The organism is Enterobacter cloacae complex sp. SHL020 (assembly GCF_049236945.1).
GTDB lineage: Bacteria > Pseudomonadota > Gammaproteobacteria > Enterobacterales > Enterobacteriaceae > Enterobacter > Enterobacter dykesii.
The window spans coordinates 103,202-118,266 of the sequence record NZ_JBMKJF010000005.1; the positions used below are offsets into that span (position 1 = coordinate 103,202).

Sequence of the window (15,065 nt, forward strand, 5' to 3'; positions counted from 1 at the left end):
TGAGAAAAATTCAAACCGTCCTCAGCCCTTTATTCATGGGAAATTCAGCCGTTTCGCTTGCGTCAAAATTTTGCCTTCATCCCGACTCAGGGTTGTCTCAGATTCTCAGTATGTTAGGGTTATGCCCGTTAACAATTTACCATGGTAATCATATCGGCATAAACAAATAACAGGACACTCTCTATTGCATGGCAATTAAATTAGAAGTGAAAAATCTTTATAAAGTATTTGGCGAGCATCCGCAGCGCGCATTCAAATATATTGAGAAAGGCCTTACGAAAGAGCAAATTCTGGAAAAAACCGGGCTATCGCTTGGCGTTAAAGACGCCAGTCTGGCCATTGAAGAAGGCGAGATTTTTGTCATCATGGGATTATCCGGTTCGGGTAAATCCACTATGGTTCGCCTTCTCAATCGCCTGATTGAACCCACCCGCGGACAGGTGCTGATTGACGGCGTGGATATCGCCAGAATATCAGACGCAGAGCTTCGCGAGGTGCGCAGAAAGAAGATCGCAATGGTGTTCCAGTCATTCGCGCTGATGCCGCACATGACGGTGCTGGATAATACTGCTTTCGGCATGGAATTAGCCGGCACTCCAGCTCAGGAACGTCAGGATAAAGCCCTTGATGCACTGCGTCAGGTCGGGCTGGAAAATTATGCGCATGCGTACCCGGATGAGCTTTCCGGCGGTATGCGTCAGCGCGTGGGATTAGCCCGTGCATTAGCCATTAATCCAGACATATTATTAATGGATGAAGCCTTCTCCGCCCTCGATCCGTTAATTCGCACCGAGATGCAGGATGAGCTGGTAAAATTACAGGCTAAACATCAGCGAACGATTGTCTTTATTTCCCACGATCTGGATGAAGCCATGCGTATTGGCGACCGTATTGCCATTATGCAAAACGGTGAAGTGGTGCAGGTCGGCACGCCGGATGAAATACTCAATAATCCGGCGAATGATTATGTGCGCACCTTCTTCCGCGGCGTGGATATTAGCCAGGTCTTTAGCGCCAAAGATATTGCCCGTCGAACGCCAAACGGCATTATCCGTAAAACGCCAGGCTTCGGCCCGCGCTCCGCGCTGAAGCTGCTGCAGGACGAAGACCGTGAATACGGTTATCTGGTTGAACGCGGCAATAAATTTGTTGGCGTTGTCTCCATCGACTCTCTGAAAACCGCCCTTGGCGAAAACCTGGGAATCGATGCGGCGTTAATTGACGCTCCGCTTGCCGTGGACGCCGAAACGCCGCTCAGCGAGTTGCTCTCTCACGTGGGCCAGGCGCCTTGCGCCGTGCCGGTCGTGGGTGAGGAACAACAGTACGTCGGCATCATCTCAAAACGGATGCTGCTGCAGGCTTTAGATCGCGAGGGGGCAAACAATGACCGATCAATCTAACCCGTGGAGCACCACCGAAGCAGCGGACAGCGCTGCGCAATCTGCCGACGCCTGGGGTTCCACGCCAGCGCCGACCGATGGCGGTGGTGCGGCAGACTGGCTCAACAGCGCACCCGCGCCTGCGCCAGAACACTTCAATATCATGGATCCGTTCCACAAAACGCTGATCCCGCTGGACAGCTGGGTCACGGAAGGGATCGACTGGGTGGTCACCCACTTCCGTCCGGTCTTCCAGGGGATCCGCGTCCCGGTGGATTACATCCTGAACGGCTTCCAGCAGCTGATGCTGGGCATGCCGGCGCCGGTGGCGATTATCCTGTTCTCCCTGATCGCCTGGCAGTTCGGTAGCGCAGGGATGGGGGTCGCCACGCTGATTTCGCTGATTGCCATCGGCGCGATTGGCGCGTGGTCGCAGGCGATGATCACCCTGGCGCTGGTGCTGACCGCTCTGCTCTTCTGCATTGTCATCGGCCTGCCTATGGGGATCTGGCTGGCGCGAAGCCCGCGGGCAGCGAAGATTATTCGTCCGCTGCTGGATGCGATGCAGACCACCCCGGCATTCGTCTATCTGGTGCCTATCGTGATGCTGTTCGGCATCGGCAACGTGCCGGGCGTGGTGGTCACCATTATCTTTGCCCTGCCGCCGATTATTCGTCTGACCATTCTGGGGATTAACCAGGTGCCTGCGGACCTGATCGAAGCGTCCCGCTCGTTCGGCGCCAGCCCGCGCCAGATGCTGTTTAAGGTTCAGCTTCCTCTGGCGATGCCGACCATCATGGCGGGCGTTAACCAGACGCTGATGCTGGCCCTGTCGATGGTGGTGATTGCCTCGATGATCGCCGTTGGCGGACTGGGCCAGATGGTGCTGCGCGGCATTGGCCGTCTCGACATGGGGCTGGCCACCGTCGGCGGCGTCGGCATTGTGATCCTCGCCATTATCCTTGACCGCCTGACCCAGGCCGTCGGTCGTGATTCACGCAGTCGCGGCAACCGTCGCTGGTATACCACCGGCCCTGTCGGGTTACTCACCCGCCCTTTCACGAAGTCAAAATAAGGAACAACGATGCGACATAACGTACTTTTTGCCACAGCGTTTGCCACCCTTGTCTCCACCAGCGCGTTTGCGGCTGACCTGCCTGGCAAAGGCATTACCGTGCAGCCGGTGCAGAGCACCATTTCGGAAGAGAGCTTCCAGACGCTGATCGTCAGCCGCGCGCTGGAGAAGCTGGGCTATACGGTTAACACCCCGAGCGAAGTGGATTACAACGTGGGCTATACCTCGATTGCCTCCGGTGACGCCACCTTTACCGCCGTCAACTGGCAGCCGCTGCACGACGACATGTATGCCGCCGCCGGTGGCGACAAGAAATTCTATCGCGAAGGCACCTTCGTGACGGGTGCGGCGCAGGGGTATCTGATCGACAAAAAAACTGCCGATAAGTACCACATCACCAACATTGAACAGCTGAAAGATCCGAAGATCGCCAAACTGTTCGACACCAACGGTGACGGCAAGGCCGACATGATGGGCTGCTCGCCGGGCTGGGGCTGTGAAGCGGTGATTAACCACCAGAACAAAGCGTTCGATCTGGCGAAAACGGTCGACGTGAGCCACGGCAACTATTCAGCGATGATGGCCGACACCATTGCCCGCTTTAAAGAGGGTAAACCGGTGATCTACTACACCTGGACGCCGTACTGGGTGAGCGACGTGCTAAAGCCGGGCAAAGACGTGGTGTGGCTGCAGGTGCCGTTCTCCTCCCTTCCGGGCGAGCAGAAGGATATCGACACCAAACTGCCGAACGGCATGAACTACGGCTTCCCGGTGAACACCATGCATATCGTGGCCAACAAAGCCTGGGCGGAGAAAAACCCGGCGGCGGCGAAGCTGTTCTCGGTAATGAAGCTGCCGCTGGCGGACATCAATGCCCAGAACGCGATGATGCATGCGGGCAAATCGTCTGAAGCGGATGTGAAAGGCCACGTGGACGGCTGGATCAAAGCCCACCAGCAGCAGTTCGACGGCTGGGTGAAAGAGGCGCTTGAAGCGCAGAAGTAAAGGACTTAGCCCTCTCCCCGTGGGAGAGGGCTAGGATGAGGGGATCAACCGCACCCAACCTAAACCGCACAATACATCACCCAACAATCCCCCAACTTTCACAATCATTAGCTATTATGGTTTCCGGAAAAATAATCACTCAACTAACGATTCCTGAAACTAATGACAAAAACAACTCAAGGGCTTAGCCCCGCACTCATCCTTTTAATGTCCGTGGCAACGGGTCTGGCAGTCGCCAGCAACTATTACGCGCAGCCTCTTCTCGACACCATCGCCCGCGCGTTCAATCTCTCCGCCAGCTCCGCAGGCTTTATCGTCACCGCTGCCCAGCTAGGCTATGCCGCCGGGCTGCTGTTCCTGGTGCCGCTCGGCGATATGTTTGAACGCCGAATGCTGATTGTCTCCATGACCCTGCTGGCCGCCGGTGGGATGCTGATCACCGCCAGCAGCCAGTCGCTGACGATGATGATTATCGGTACCGCGCTAACGGGGCTGTTCTCCGTGGTGGCGCAAATCCTGGTCCCGCTCGCCGCGACCCTCGCCTCCCCGGAAAAACGCGGCAAGGTGGTGGGCACCATCATGAGCGGCCTGCTGCTGGGGATTTTGCTGGCGCGTACCGTTGCAGGACTGCTGGCAAGCCTCGGCGGCTGGCGCACCGTATACTGGGTGGCGAGCGTGCTGATGGTCATCATGGCGCTGGCGCTGTGGCGCGGGCTGCCAAAAGTGAAGCAGGAAAACCACCTGAACTATCCTCAGCTGCTGGCCTCCGTTTTCAGCCTGTTCACCCAGGACAAGCTTCTGCGCACCCGCGCCCTGCTGGGCTGTTTCACCTTCGCTAACTTCAGCATCCTGTGGACGTCGATGGCGTTTCTGCTGGCCGCGCCGCCGTTTAATTATTCCGAAGGGGTGATTGGCCTGTTCGGCCTGGCCGGCGCCGCAGGCGCACTGGGCGCACGTCCCGCTGGCGGGCTGGCCGACAAGGGCAAATCCCACCTGACCACCTCCGCAGGGCTGGTTTTACTTCTGCTCTCCTGGGCGGCGATCTGGTACGGACACATCTCGGTGCTGGCGCTGATCGTCGGTATCCTGGTGCTCGATCTCACCGTTCAGGGCGTTCACATCACCAATCAGACCGTCATCTATCGCGTGAAGCCAGAGGCGCGTAACCGCCTGACGGCCGGATACATGACCAGCTACTTCATCGGCGGCGCGGCGGGTTCGCTCATTTCAGCGTCGGCGTGGCAGCATACCGGCTGGTCGGGGGTATGCGCGATAGGGGCCATCGTCGCCACCATCAACCTGCTAGTATGGTGGTGCGGTTATCACCGTCAGGATGCAATTAACTAACATTTACATTGAGTTGGCCTCTTAGGGTGTTAAGAGGCCCTTCACTCTGTTAATGTAAACGTAATCATTTATCCCAGAAATTTTAATGTGGGTGACATATTTACAATCGGCATGAATAGTTCAGACCCCCGTCCTCACATCCTCTCTTCAGCGGGTTCACACCCAACGCTTTCTGTGCTCACCGGGTCACGGACTTACCCGGCGCTTTCTGACGGTGACATAAATTTGGCGGATATAACCGCACAAATAATTCATTTACATTATTTGTCACTATCGTTACTATATCGGCTGTAATTAATGAGGTTATGCCCAAATGGATAGTTCGTTTACGCCCATTGAACAAATGCTTAAATTCCGCGCCAGTCGCCATGAGGACTTCCCGTATCAGGAAATCCTGCTGACTCGCCTGTGCATGCACATGCAGGGTAAGCTACTGGAAAACCGTAATAAAATGCTGAAAGCTCAAGGGATTAACGAGACGTTGTTTATGGCGTTGATTACGCTGGAGTCTCAGGAAAATCACAGCATTCAGCCTTCCGAACTGAGCTGCGCGCTGGGCTCCTCCCGTACCAATGCGACCCGTATTGCCGATGAACTCGAAAAGCGCGGCTGGATTGAGCGCCGTGAAAGCGACAACGATCGCCGCTGCCTGCATCTGCAACTGACCGATAAAGGTCACCAGTTCCTGCGCGAGGTGCTGCCACCTCAGCACAATTGCCTGCACAAACTCTGGTCCGCCCTCAGCACCGCCGAGCGCGACCAGCTTGAGCACATCACTCGCAAGCTGCTCACCCGTCTGGACCAGATGGATGAAGACGGCGCCGTTCTTGAGGCGCTGCGCTAACGCGACGACACGCTCACCATTCCAGATTCATAAGAAAACCGACAGGCCAGCACGTCACAGTGCTGGCCTTTCTGACAACAGGTCGGCTCAGCCGATGTGAAAATAAGAAGATCGTGGAGAACAACAATGAGCGCAAATGCGGAGAGCACTACCCCGCAGCAACCGGCCAACAAGAAAGGCAAACGTAAGAGCGCCCTTCTTCTGTTGACCTTGCTCTTTATCATTATTGCCGTGGCATATGGGATCTATTGGTTTTTAGTACTGCGTCATGCTGAAGAGACTGACGACGCGTACGTGGCAGGGAACCAGGTACAAATTATGGCGCAGGTGTCGGGCAGCGTGACGAAAGTCTGGGCTGACAATACCGACTTTGTGCAAAAAGGCGATGTGTTGGTGACCCTCGATCCAACCGACGCCCAGCAGGCGTTTGAAAAAGCACAGACCGCGCTGGCCTCCAGCGTCCGTCAGACCCGCCAGCTGATGATCAACAGCAAGCAGCTGCAGGCCAACATCGACGTGCAGAAAACGGCGCTGGCGCAGGCGCAGAGCGACCTGAACCGCCGCGTGCCGCTCGGCACCGCCAACCTGATTGGCCGTGAAGAGCTGCAGCACGCCCGCGACGCCGTTGCCAGCGCTCAGGCACAGCTGGATGTAGCCATTCAACAGTACAACGCCAACCAGGCGATGGTGCTGGGCACCAGTCTGGAAAACCAGCCTGCCGTACAGCAGGCGGCGACTGAAGTGCGCAACGCGTGGCTTGCCCTGCAGCGTACCAAAATCGTCAGCCCGATGACCGGCTATGTCTCCCGTCGTTCCGTCCAGCCAGGGGCGCAGATTAGCCCAACCACGCCGCTGATGGCGGTCGTGCCGGCAGACAATCTGTGGGTAGACGCCAACTTTAAAGAGACGCAGCTTGCCCATATGCGTATCGGCCAGAGCGCGACGGTTGTCAGCGACATCTATGGCGATGACGTGAAGTACACCGGTAAAGTGGTCGGTCTGGACATGGGGACCGGCAGCGCCTTCTCCCTGCTGCCTGCGCAAAACGCCACCGGTAACTGGATCAAAGTGGTTCAGCGTCTGCCCGTGCGTATTGAGCTGGATGCCAAACAGCTGGCGGATCACCCGCTGCGTATCGGCCTCTCTACGCTGGTAACGGTCGACACCGCCAACCGCGACGGTCAGATCCTGGCAAGCCAGGTGCGAAGCAGCCCGGCTTATGAAAGTAACGCCCGTGAAATTAGCCTCGATCCGGTCAACAAGCTGATCGATGACATCGTGAAGGCAAACGCCGGTTAATCCGAAGGTGAGCGTTATGCAACAGCAAAAGCCGCAAAAACCGCTCGAAGGCGCGCAGCTGGTCATCATGACCATCGCGCTGTCGCTGGCGACATTTATGCAGGTGCTGGACTCCACCATCGCAAACGTGGCGATCCCGACCATCGCCGGTAACCTTGGCTCGTCGCTGAGCCAGGGAACCTGGGTCATTACCTCGTTTGGGGTGGCAAACGCCATCTCCATTCCGATTACCGGCTGGCTGGCAAAGCGCGTCGGTGAAGTGAAGCTGTTCCTCTGGTCGACGGTATTGTTCGTTCTTGCCTCCTGGGCGTGCGGCATGTCCAGCAGCCTGACGATGCTGATTTTCTTCCGCGTCATTCAGGGGATTGTCGCCGGGCCGCTGATCCCGCTGTCGCAGAGCTTACTGCTGAACAACTACCCGCCCGCCAAGCGCTCGATTGCGCTGGCGCTGTGGTCGATGACCGTAATTGTCGCGCCGATTTGCGGGCCTATCTTAGGCGGCTATATCAGCGACAACTATCACTGGGGCTGGATCTTCTTCATCAACGTACCGATTGGCGCCATCGTGGTAATGCTGACGCTCCAGTCGCTGCGCGGCAGAGAAACCCGGACGGAACAGCGGCGTATCGACGCCATTGGTCTGGCACTGCTGGTTGTCGGCATCGGTAGCCTGCAGGTCATGCTCGACCAGGGCAAAGAGCTGGACTGGTTCAACTCCCGGGAGATCATCATCCTGACGATTGTCGCGGTGGTGTCGCTGAGCTTCCTGATTGTCTGGGAGCTAACGGACGATAACCCGATAGTCGACCTGTCGCTGTTTAAGTCGCGAAACTTCACCATAGGCTGTCTGTGTATCAGCCTCGCCTACATGCTCTACTTCGGCGCGATTGTACTGCTGCCGCAGCTGTTGCAGGAGGTATACGGCTACACCGCAACCTGGGCAGGTTTAGCCTCGGCGCCGGTTGGATTGATTCCGGTTCTGCTGTCGCCGATTATTGGCCGCTTCGCCCACAAGCTCGACATGCGCAGGCTGGTGACGTTCAGCTTTATCATGTATGCCGTGTGCTTCTACTGGCGCGCGTATACGTTCGAACCGGGAATGGACTTTGGCGCGTCCGCGTGGCCGCAGTTTATTCAGGGCTTTGCCGTGGCGTGTTTCTTTATGCCACTGACCACCATCACGCTTTCCGGTTTACCGCCTGAGCGCATGGCGGCCGCATCGAGCCTGTCGAACTTTACGCGAACGCTGGCGGGCTCGATTGGTACGTCGATCACCACCACCCTGTGGACGAACCGTGAATCGATGCACCATGCCCAGCTGACCGAAGCGGTGAACCCGTTCAACCCGAACTCCCGGGAGATGTACAACCAGCTTCAGGGAATGGGTATGACGGAACAGCAGGCGTCAGGGTGGATTGCCCAGCAGATCACCAATCAGGGGCTGATTATCTCGGCCAACGAGATTTTCTGGATATCGGCGGGGATCTTTATCGTCCTGCTGGGGCTGGTGTGGTTTGCTAAACCACCGTTTGGCGCCGGTAGCGGCGGCGGTGGCGCGCACTAATTCGCGTTGTCCAGAACGCGACAGCGATTGTCAGTTTCGATAAAGCAGCGCTCCTGAAATCCATTCACGATGGTGAAAAGACAACAGGAGCGCATCATGCTGAACACACCCGCCGACAAGTACCAACCCTATCCAACCCTTTCCCTGCCCGACCGCCGCTGGCCGGAGCAACGCATTACCCGCGCGCCGCGCTGGCTCTCAACCGACTTACGCGACGGCAACCAGGCCCTTGCCGAGCCGATGGATAGCACCCGCAAGCTGCAGTTCTGGGATCTGCTGCTGGGCTGCGGATTCAAAGAAATTGAGGTGGCTTTCCCATCCGCCTCACAGACTGACTTCAACTTTGTTCGCCAGCTGATTGAAGAGAACCGCATCCCGGATGACGTGACGATTCAGGTGTTAACCCAGGCGCGGGAAGATCTCATCCATCGCACTTTCCAATCCCTGCGCGGCGCGAAACAGGCCACCGTCCATCTGTATAACGCCACCGCCCCGCTGTTCCGCCGCCTGGTATTCGGCATGGAAAAAGCGCAAATCGTCGAGCTGGCGACGCGATCCACGCGGCTTATTCGTCAGCTGTGTGAAGAGAACCCGGACACCCGCTGGCAGTATGAGTATTCCCCGGAGACCTTCTGCTTTACCGAGCCGGAGTTTGCGCTGGAGATCTGTGAAGCCGTGGCGGAGATCTGGCAGCCGTGCGACGAACGGCCCATGGTGATCAACTTACCGGCCACCGTCGAAGTGAGCACGCCGAACGTCTATGCCGACCAGATCGAGTATTTCTGTCGCCATTTCAGCCGCCGCCGGGATGTCTGCATTAGCGTGCATCCGCATAACGACCGCGGTACCGGCGTCGCCAGCGCCGAGCTGGCCGTGATGGCGGGGGCTGATCGCGTGGAAGGCTGTCTGTTTGGTAACGGCGAGCGCACGGGCAACGTCTGCCTGGTGACGCTGGCGATGAACCTCTATAGTCAGGGCATCAGCCCGAATCTCGACTTTAGCGATATGAACCGAGTCGTGGAAGTGGTGGAAGCCTGCAACCAGCTGCCGGTGCATCCGCGCCACCCGTGGGCCGGACGACTGGCCTATACCGCCTTCTCAGGCTCGCATCAGGACGCGATCAAAAAAGGCTTTGATGCCCACAGGCCTGGCGATCGCTGGGAGATGCCGTATCTGCCCGTCGATCCGCAGGACATCGGCTGCACCTACGAAGCGGTGATCCGCGTCAACAGCCAGTCAGGGAAAAGCGGCAGCGCGTGGCTCATCGAACAGAATCATGGCCTGAAACTGCCCCGCGCCCTGCAGCAGGATTTCAGCCAGCACGTGCAGCAGGAAACCGATCGCCACGGAAAAGAGATGACGCAAAACGCGCTGTGGCAGCTGTTCCGCACCCGCTACGGCCTGGTAGCCACGCCGCAGTTTGCGCTGCAATCCTACCGCAGCGACAGCCAGCAGGACGGCCAGCTGCGTTTGACGGCAAGCGTCGCCATGCAGGGGGGAACGCGCCAGCTGGAAGGTCAGGGTAACGGTCTGCTCTCCGCCGCCGCTCACGGCTTAAGCCGCTGGGTCAACGCCCCGTTCGTGATTAAGGATTATCACGAGCATACGTTAGGCGAACGCAGCGACAGCCGCTCGGTGGCTTACATCCGCTGCCTGTTCCAGGACGGGAGCAGCCGCTGGGGCGTGGGCATCGACAGCGACGTGGCGCGCGCGTCGCTTCAGGCGCTCTTAAACGCCGTCAGTCGTTCTTAAAGTAATCGCTGGGGGAGACGCCCATCACGCGGCGGAACATCGCCGTAAAGGCGCTGTGGCTGCCGTAACCCAGATCCAGCGCCACGCGCAGTACCGGCTGGCCCTGCGCCAGCCGCACTAAGGCTTCCAGCAGGCGCGCCCTTCTCAGCCACTCGCCGTAGCTTAATCCCGTCTGCTGCTGAAAATGGCGGTTCAGGGTGCGCTCGCTCATGTTCATCATGCTCGCGGCCTGAGCGCCGCTCCAGCTCTTCCCCGCGTTTTGCCGGATTTGCAGACACAGGTGACGTAACGCCTCGCTTTCCGGCTCCGGCAGATGAAACGGCAGCACCGGCATAGTGCGGATTTCATCGAGAATGAGTTCATAGACGCGTTCATCCCGGCTGCCGGGCGAGTACGATTCAGGTAAAGCAAGAGAGACGAGGATCAGCTCGCGCAACAGCGGCGCGATCTGCACGATCTGGCAGGTGGCCGGGAGATCGGCTCGCGCCAGCGGATCGATGAACAGCGTTCGCGCCGCCACGTTGCCGGTGATGCGAAGTGAGTGGCGAGTGCCTGCCGGCAGCCAGACGCCGCGGCCAGGCGGAACCACCCAGCAGCCCGAGACGGTATCTACCCGTACCACGCCGCTCAGGATGTGCAGCAACTGCGCGCATTCGTGCTCATGCCACGGCTCGCTGTCACCATGAACGTAATCATGGGCGAACGGAACGAGGGGACGATGGGTAAAGGAGAAAGTCGACGTTGTGGTCATGGGGTTAAACAACCCTCACCCTACCCTCTCCCGGTGGGAGAGGGAAAAGGTGCACTAGATGTGCAGTTCCTGCAGCTTTTCTTTTGGCAGGGCCAGCTCTTCGTTGCTGTTCACGCGAACGTCACGCTCGATGATGTGGCGCGCGATGTCCTGCGCTTCTTCCAGAGAGTGCATCTGGTAAGTCCCGCACTGGTAAACGTTCAGCTCAGGGATCTGGTTCTGCTCTTTCACCTTCAGCACGTCTTCCATCGCCGCTTTCCACGCATCTGCGACGCGTTTCTCTTCTGGCTGGCCAATCAGGCTCATGTAGAAACCGGTACGGCAGCCCATCGGAGAGATGTCGATGATCTCAACGCCGTTGCCGTTCAGATGGTCACGCATGAAACCGGCGAACAGGTGTTCCAGGGTATGAATGCCTTTCTCTGGCATCACTTCTTTATTTGGCACGCAGAAACGCAGATCGAAGACGGTGATCGTGTCGCCGTGCGGGGTGTGCATGGTCTTCGCCACGCGTACTGCAGGTGCTTCCATACGGGTATGGTCGACAGTAAAGCTATCTAATAACGGCATACGTCACCTCCGATAGTGATTTTTTTTAAAATAAACTGAACTCTTCTACAGAATGCACGTCTGAATATATGAAAGACGCGCATTTGTTATCATCATCCCTGAATTCAGAGATGTATATTTTGGCCACAGCGATGTGGCCTTTTTCTTTTCTGCTTAAGACTGCTTCGCCAGAAACGCCTCAAACGACTCGGTATCCGCCGCTTCAACCTCTTTCTGACGCACCACGGACGCATCGCGTTCCGCGGCAAAATCCGCTTCGCTCAACACTTCTAACGGCTCCTGCATCAGCATCTCACGGTACTCCGCTGAGAGTGAACGCCCCGTGCCGCCAATGCCCTGATCGATCATAGAACGCAGAATACGCGCTGAGAACGTCAGTTCCGGATTATCAAAACATTCCACCAGCTGGTCGCAGATCTGTTGATACGCGTCGCCGCCGTCAATGCTGTCCATTGTGCGGGCAACACGCTTCAGATCGCGGAACAGATCTTTGCCGACTTTGGTCAGCGGGAACTGTGCCGTTTCGCAGCCGATACCCAGCGTCAGGCCCGGTTTACGCCCTTCCAGAATCACGCGATTCCAGTTTGTACGGGTACAGAGCAGTTCGTCTGAACTCATTTCCGGCGCATCCGCCAGCACGCACCAGACCATAAACAGATCCAGGAAGCGAACCTGCTGTTCATCAACGCCAATCGGTGAGAACGGGTTGATATCCAGCGAACGCACTTCGATGTATTCGATCCCGCCGCGCTGCAGCGCATCCGACGGGGTTTCACCGCTGCGCGTCACGCGCTTAGGGCGAATAGGCGCATACAGTTCGTTTTCAATCTGCAGCACATTGCTGTTGATTTGCAGGCGTTTGCCGTCTTTTTCGAGGCCGATTTTCTCGTACTCTTCCGACGGGGTTTTGATCGCCCGCTTCAATCCTGCCACATATTCGTGCAATTCGTTAAACGTAATACCGAGATTGCTTTGCGATTTATTGGTATAACCGAGATCGCTCAGGCGCAGAGAGGTGGCGTACGGGAGATAGTACATTCCGCACTCGGTCTTCTCGAACGGCAGCGTGGTCGGTTTCCCCTGCAGGAACGAAGAACAGATCGCCGGGGAGGCACCAAACAGATACGGGATCACCCAGCCGAAACGGTAATAGTTGCGGATCAGGCGGAAATAGCCTTCAGATATCGCGTCTTTATCCGTTTCACCGCATTTCGCCTGCCAGAAGGCCATTGGCAGCGAGAAGTTGTAATGCACGCCCGAGATCGTCTGCATCAACGCGCCGTAGCGGTTTTTCAGCCCTTCGCGATAGAGCGTTTTCAGCCGACCAATATTTGACGTGCCGTACTGCGCCAGCTCAATCTCCTGGCCCTGCTCGATATAGCACGGCATGCTGAGGGGCCACATACGTTCGTCGCCCATGTTGCGCGCGGTGTAGCGATGGATATCGCGCATGATCGTCAGCATATGATCAATATCACCCTCTACTGGGGTGATGAACTCCAGCAGCGCTTCAGCGAAATCGGTTGTGATCCATTTATGTGTCAGCGCCGAGCCTAACGCCTTCGGGTGACCCGTCGTCGCTAAGCTACCGTCCGCGTTAACGCGCAGCGTTTCACGCTCAAGACCACGCTGAATACCCTTCAATGCCTGAGGGTGGTTTTCCAGCCAGGCCAGCGCCTGAGATACGTCCGGGATCAAATTGACCTCCCGCCTGTCAAAGTAATGTTACTCAGCATAATTGTAATGGTTGACGATTGAAGGTCGCGTTTTCATTCCACCAATTAGTGCCACCACGTCATACCCTGTAGTGTTGCCCACGCCACAAGAACATAGCGCAACGCCTTGCCAAGGCACAAAAAAAAGAGCACCGGTCCCCAGGAGATGCGCATCCATCCCGCCAGCAGACACAGTAAATCGCCTATTACAGGCATCCAGCTTAATAACAGCGTGGCAGCGCCATAGCGTTTTAGCCAGCCGACTGCCTTTTCCTGCCAGCGCGATTTTTCGCGCAGCGGAAAGAAACGCCCAAGAATAACGTTAGTCAGCCCTCCAAGGCTATTACCCATTGTTGCTATTAATACAAGCAGCCAGGGCTGACTCACGCCGGACAACAGCATCGCCACCAGCACCACTTCCGAATTTCCCGGTAACAGCGTGGCGCTTAAAAAACTGCTGGCGAATAATGAAGCAAGTGACAGCGCGTCACTCACAGTAAGCGCACATCCACCGCATCCATTCCGGCATCTCGCGCGGCCTGGATACCGAAATCGGCGTCTTCAAACACGACACATTTTGCCGCCGGGACGCCCATTAATTCTGCGCAAAGCAGGAAGGTGTCCGGTGCGGGCTTGTGGTGTTTAACATGATCGGCGGCCACCACGGCAGAAAAATAGTGGCGCAGGCCAAGATGGTTGAGCAAAGCTTCTGCAATCGCGCTTTCGCTCCCGGTTCCTACCGACATCGGGCGGCGTCCGTGCCACTCTTTTACCACATCAATCAGCGGCAGAGGGCGTACGGTATCTAAAAGCATGGCTTTTACCGCATCGGTTTTTTCGCGCGCGAGCAGGTGCGGGTCGAGATCGGCCTGATTCAGTTCAATCACGGCCTGCGCAATACGCCAGGTGGGGGATCCGTTGAGGGCAATCATCGCCTGAAGATCGAAACGCATGCCGTAGCGGCCCAGGACGTCAGTCCAGGCTTGACGATGCGTGGGTTCGGTATCCAGGAGAGTGCCGTCCATATCGAAGATCAAACCGTCATACTGTGCGTACATCGTGCTCTCGCTAAACGATTAACAAAGCATTACTTTATCGTAAATGGTGATTTTTGTCGCTGATTGCGAAGTGATAACTACGAGAGTGATTAAGAACTAAACATCGAAGGGAATAACAGAAGAGATGGTGCATCCGGGAGGATTACTCGGCTGCGCCTCGCCCTGCGGGCCGTTGCTGAAGCAACGTTATCCTCCCTGGTGCTTGCGATTAACTCGCAGACCTTGAAACAACAGCGGGGCTATTATCTCGGAGAATATGGTGCATCCGGGAGGATTCGAACCTCCGACCGCTCGGTTCGTAGCCGAGTACTCTATCCAGCTGAGCTACGGATGCATCGGGAAATGCTTTTAGAAACAGTAAATGGTGCATCCGGGAGGATTACTCGGCTGCGCCTCGCCCTGCGGGCCGTTGCTGAAGCAACGTTATCCTCCCTGGTGCTAGCGATTAACTCGCAGACCTTGAAACCACAGCGTGGCTATTATCTCGGAGAATATGGTGCATCCGGGAGGATTACTCGGCTGCGCCTCGCCCTGCGGGCCGTTGCTGAAGCAACGTTATCCTCCCTGGTGCTTGCGATTAACTCGCAGACCTTGAAACAACAGCGTGGCTATTATCTCGGAGAATATGGTGCATCCGGGAGGATTCGAACCTCCGACCGCTCGGTTCGTAGCCGAGTACTCTATCCAGCTGAGCTACGGATGCATC

Annotated in this window: 13 protein-coding genes and 2 tRNA genes; 8 read left to right on the plus strand and 7 right to left on the minus strand. The window is 57.0% G+C overall.

Translation table 11 applies throughout. The features are described from left to right. Positions 1-188 precede the first annotated feature (188 nt). The 8 genes from proV to leuA all read left to right on the plus strand — a co-directional run bounded on the left by proV (position 189) and on the right by leuA (position 10,265). Entirely contained in the window at positions 189-1,400 is a 1,212-nt protein-coding gene (proV, locus tag ACOTZB_RS14295) for a glycine betaine/L-proline ABC transporter ATP-binding protein ProV (RefSeq protein ID WP_421627530.1), read from the plus strand. Further along, positions 1,384-2,454, plus strand: coding sequence for a glycine betaine/L-proline ABC transporter permease ProW (proW, locus tag ACOTZB_RS14300; protein WP_193805761.1), 1,071 nt, complete (start codon positions 1,384-1,386; stop codon positions 2,452-2,454). The genes proV and proW overlap by 17 nt, the downstream gene beginning before the upstream one ends. Positions 2,455-2,463: 9 nt before the next feature. Further along, positions 2,464-3,459, plus strand: a complete 996-nt coding sequence (gene proX / locus ACOTZB_RS14305) for a glycine betaine/L-proline ABC transporter substrate-binding protein ProX (RefSeq protein WP_023308931.1) — start codon at positions 2,464-2,466, stop codon at positions 3,457-3,459. A 162-nt stretch (positions 3,460-3,621) separates the two neighbouring features. After that, positions 3,622-4,806: an MFS transporter gene (locus ACOTZB_RS14310; protein ID WP_421627531.1), complete on the plus strand. Its 1,185-nt coding sequence runs from the start codon at positions 3,622-3,624 to the stop codon at positions 4,804-4,806. A gap of 313 nt (positions 4,807-5,119) precedes the next feature. Next, the gene (mprA, locus tag ACOTZB_RS14315; protein ID WP_023308933.1) at positions 5,120-5,650 is read left to right on the plus strand and encodes a transcriptional repressor MprA; all 531 of its coding nucleotides are present in this window, start codon (positions 5,120-5,122) and stop codon (positions 5,648-5,650) included. A gap of 126 nt (positions 5,651-5,776) precedes the next feature. Next, positions 5,777-6,949: a multidrug efflux MFS transporter periplasmic adaptor subunit EmrA gene (gene emrA, locus ACOTZB_RS14320; protein ID WP_023308934.1), complete on the plus strand. Its 1,173-nt coding sequence runs from the start codon at positions 5,777-5,779 to the stop codon at positions 6,947-6,949. Positions 6,950-6,965: 16 nt separating this feature from the next. Next, positions 6,966-8,513, plus strand: a complete 1,548-nt coding sequence (gene emrB / locus ACOTZB_RS14325; protein ID WP_045357562.1) for a multidrug efflux MFS transporter permease subunit EmrB — start codon at positions 6,966-6,968, stop codon at positions 8,511-8,513. Positions 8,514-8,609: 96 nt separating this feature from the next. Further along, positions 8,610-10,265, plus strand: a complete 1,656-nt coding sequence (leuA, locus tag ACOTZB_RS14330; protein WP_421627534.1) for a 2-isopropylmalate synthase — start codon at positions 8,610-8,612, stop codon at positions 10,263-10,265. Here the strand turns inward: leuA and ACOTZB_RS14335 are convergent. The 7 genes from ACOTZB_RS14335 to ACOTZB_RS14365 form a co-directional block, all read right to left on the minus strand. Beyond that, on the minus strand, positions 10,252-11,016 hold the full coding sequence (locus tag ACOTZB_RS14335) for an AraC family transcriptional regulator (RefSeq protein WP_421627536.1): 765 nt from the start codon (positions 11,014-11,016) through the stop codon (positions 10,252-10,254). The two genes, leuA and ACOTZB_RS14335, sit on opposite strands and share 14 nt — an antisense overlap. A gap of 54 nt (positions 11,017-11,070) precedes the next feature. Next, a complete protein-coding gene (gene luxS, locus ACOTZB_RS14340; protein ID WP_014884972.1) occupies positions 11,071-11,586 on the minus strand; it encodes an S-ribosylhomocysteine lyase in 516 nt (171 codons plus the stop codon). Between the two features lie 153 nt (positions 11,587-11,739). Then, entirely contained in the window at positions 11,740-13,284 is a 1,545-nt protein-coding gene (gene gshA, locus ACOTZB_RS14345) for a glutamate--cysteine ligase (protein WP_126329559.1), read from the minus strand. Positions 13,285-13,367: 83 nt separating this feature from the next. Further along, on the minus strand, positions 13,368-13,796 hold the full coding sequence (locus ACOTZB_RS14350; RefSeq protein ID WP_008499541.1) for a YqaA family protein: 429 nt from the start codon (positions 13,794-13,796) through the stop codon (positions 13,368-13,370). Beyond that, a complete protein-coding gene (yqaB, locus tag ACOTZB_RS14355; protein ID WP_032648006.1) occupies positions 13,793-14,359 on the minus strand; it encodes a fructose-1-phosphate/6-phosphogluconate phosphatase in 567 nt (188 codons plus the stop codon). Before yqaB ends, ACOTZB_RS14350 begins: the two co-directional genes overlap by 4 nt. A 257-nt stretch (positions 14,360-14,616) precedes the next feature. Next, positions 14,617-14,693 (minus strand) — tRNA-Arg (locus tag ACOTZB_RS14360). A 292-nt stretch (positions 14,694-14,985) separates the two neighbouring features. Then, positions 14,986-15,062: transfer RNA gene (locus ACOTZB_RS14365), tRNA-Arg, on the minus strand. Positions 15,063-15,065: the final 3 nt, after the last annotated feature.

Coding starts and splice junctions, on each gene's coding strand:
- emrB (WP_045357562.1), top strand. CDS start 6,966: ATGCAACAGCAAAAGCCGCAAAAACCGCTCGAAGGCGCGCAGCTGGTC.
- leuA (WP_421627534.1), top strand. CDS start 8,610: ATGCTGAACACACCCGCCGACAAGTACCAACCCTATCCAACCCTTTCC.
- proX (WP_023308931.1), top strand. CDS start 2,464: ATGCGACATAACGTACTTTTTGCCACAGCGTTTGCCACCCTTGTCTCC.
- proW (WP_193805761.1), top strand. CDS start 1,384: ATGACCGATCAATCTAACCCGTGGAGCACCACCGAAGCAGCGGACAGC.
- mprA (WP_023308933.1), top strand. CDS start 5,120: ATGGATAGTTCGTTTACGCCCATTGAACAAATGCTTAAATTCCGCGCC.
- ACOTZB_RS14335 (WP_421627536.1), bottom strand. CDS start 11,016: ATGACCACAACGTCGACTTTCTCCTTTACCCATCGTCCCCTCGTTCCG.
- emrA (WP_023308934.1), top strand. CDS start 5,777: ATGAGCGCAAATGCGGAGAGCACTACCCCGCAGCAACCGGCCAACAAG.
- yqaB (WP_032648006.1), bottom strand. CDS start 14,359: ATGTACGCACAGTATGACGGTTTGATCTTCGATATGGACGGCACTCTC.
- ACOTZB_RS14310 (WP_421627531.1), top strand. CDS start 3,622: ATGACAAAAACAACTCAAGGGCTTAGCCCCGCACTCATCCTTTTAATG.
- luxS (WP_014884972.1), bottom strand. CDS start 11,586: ATGCCGTTATTAGATAGCTTTACTGTCGACCATACCCGTATGGAAGCA.
- proV (WP_421627530.1), top strand. CDS start 189: ATGGCAATTAAATTAGAAGTGAAAAATCTTTATAAAGTATTTGGCGAG.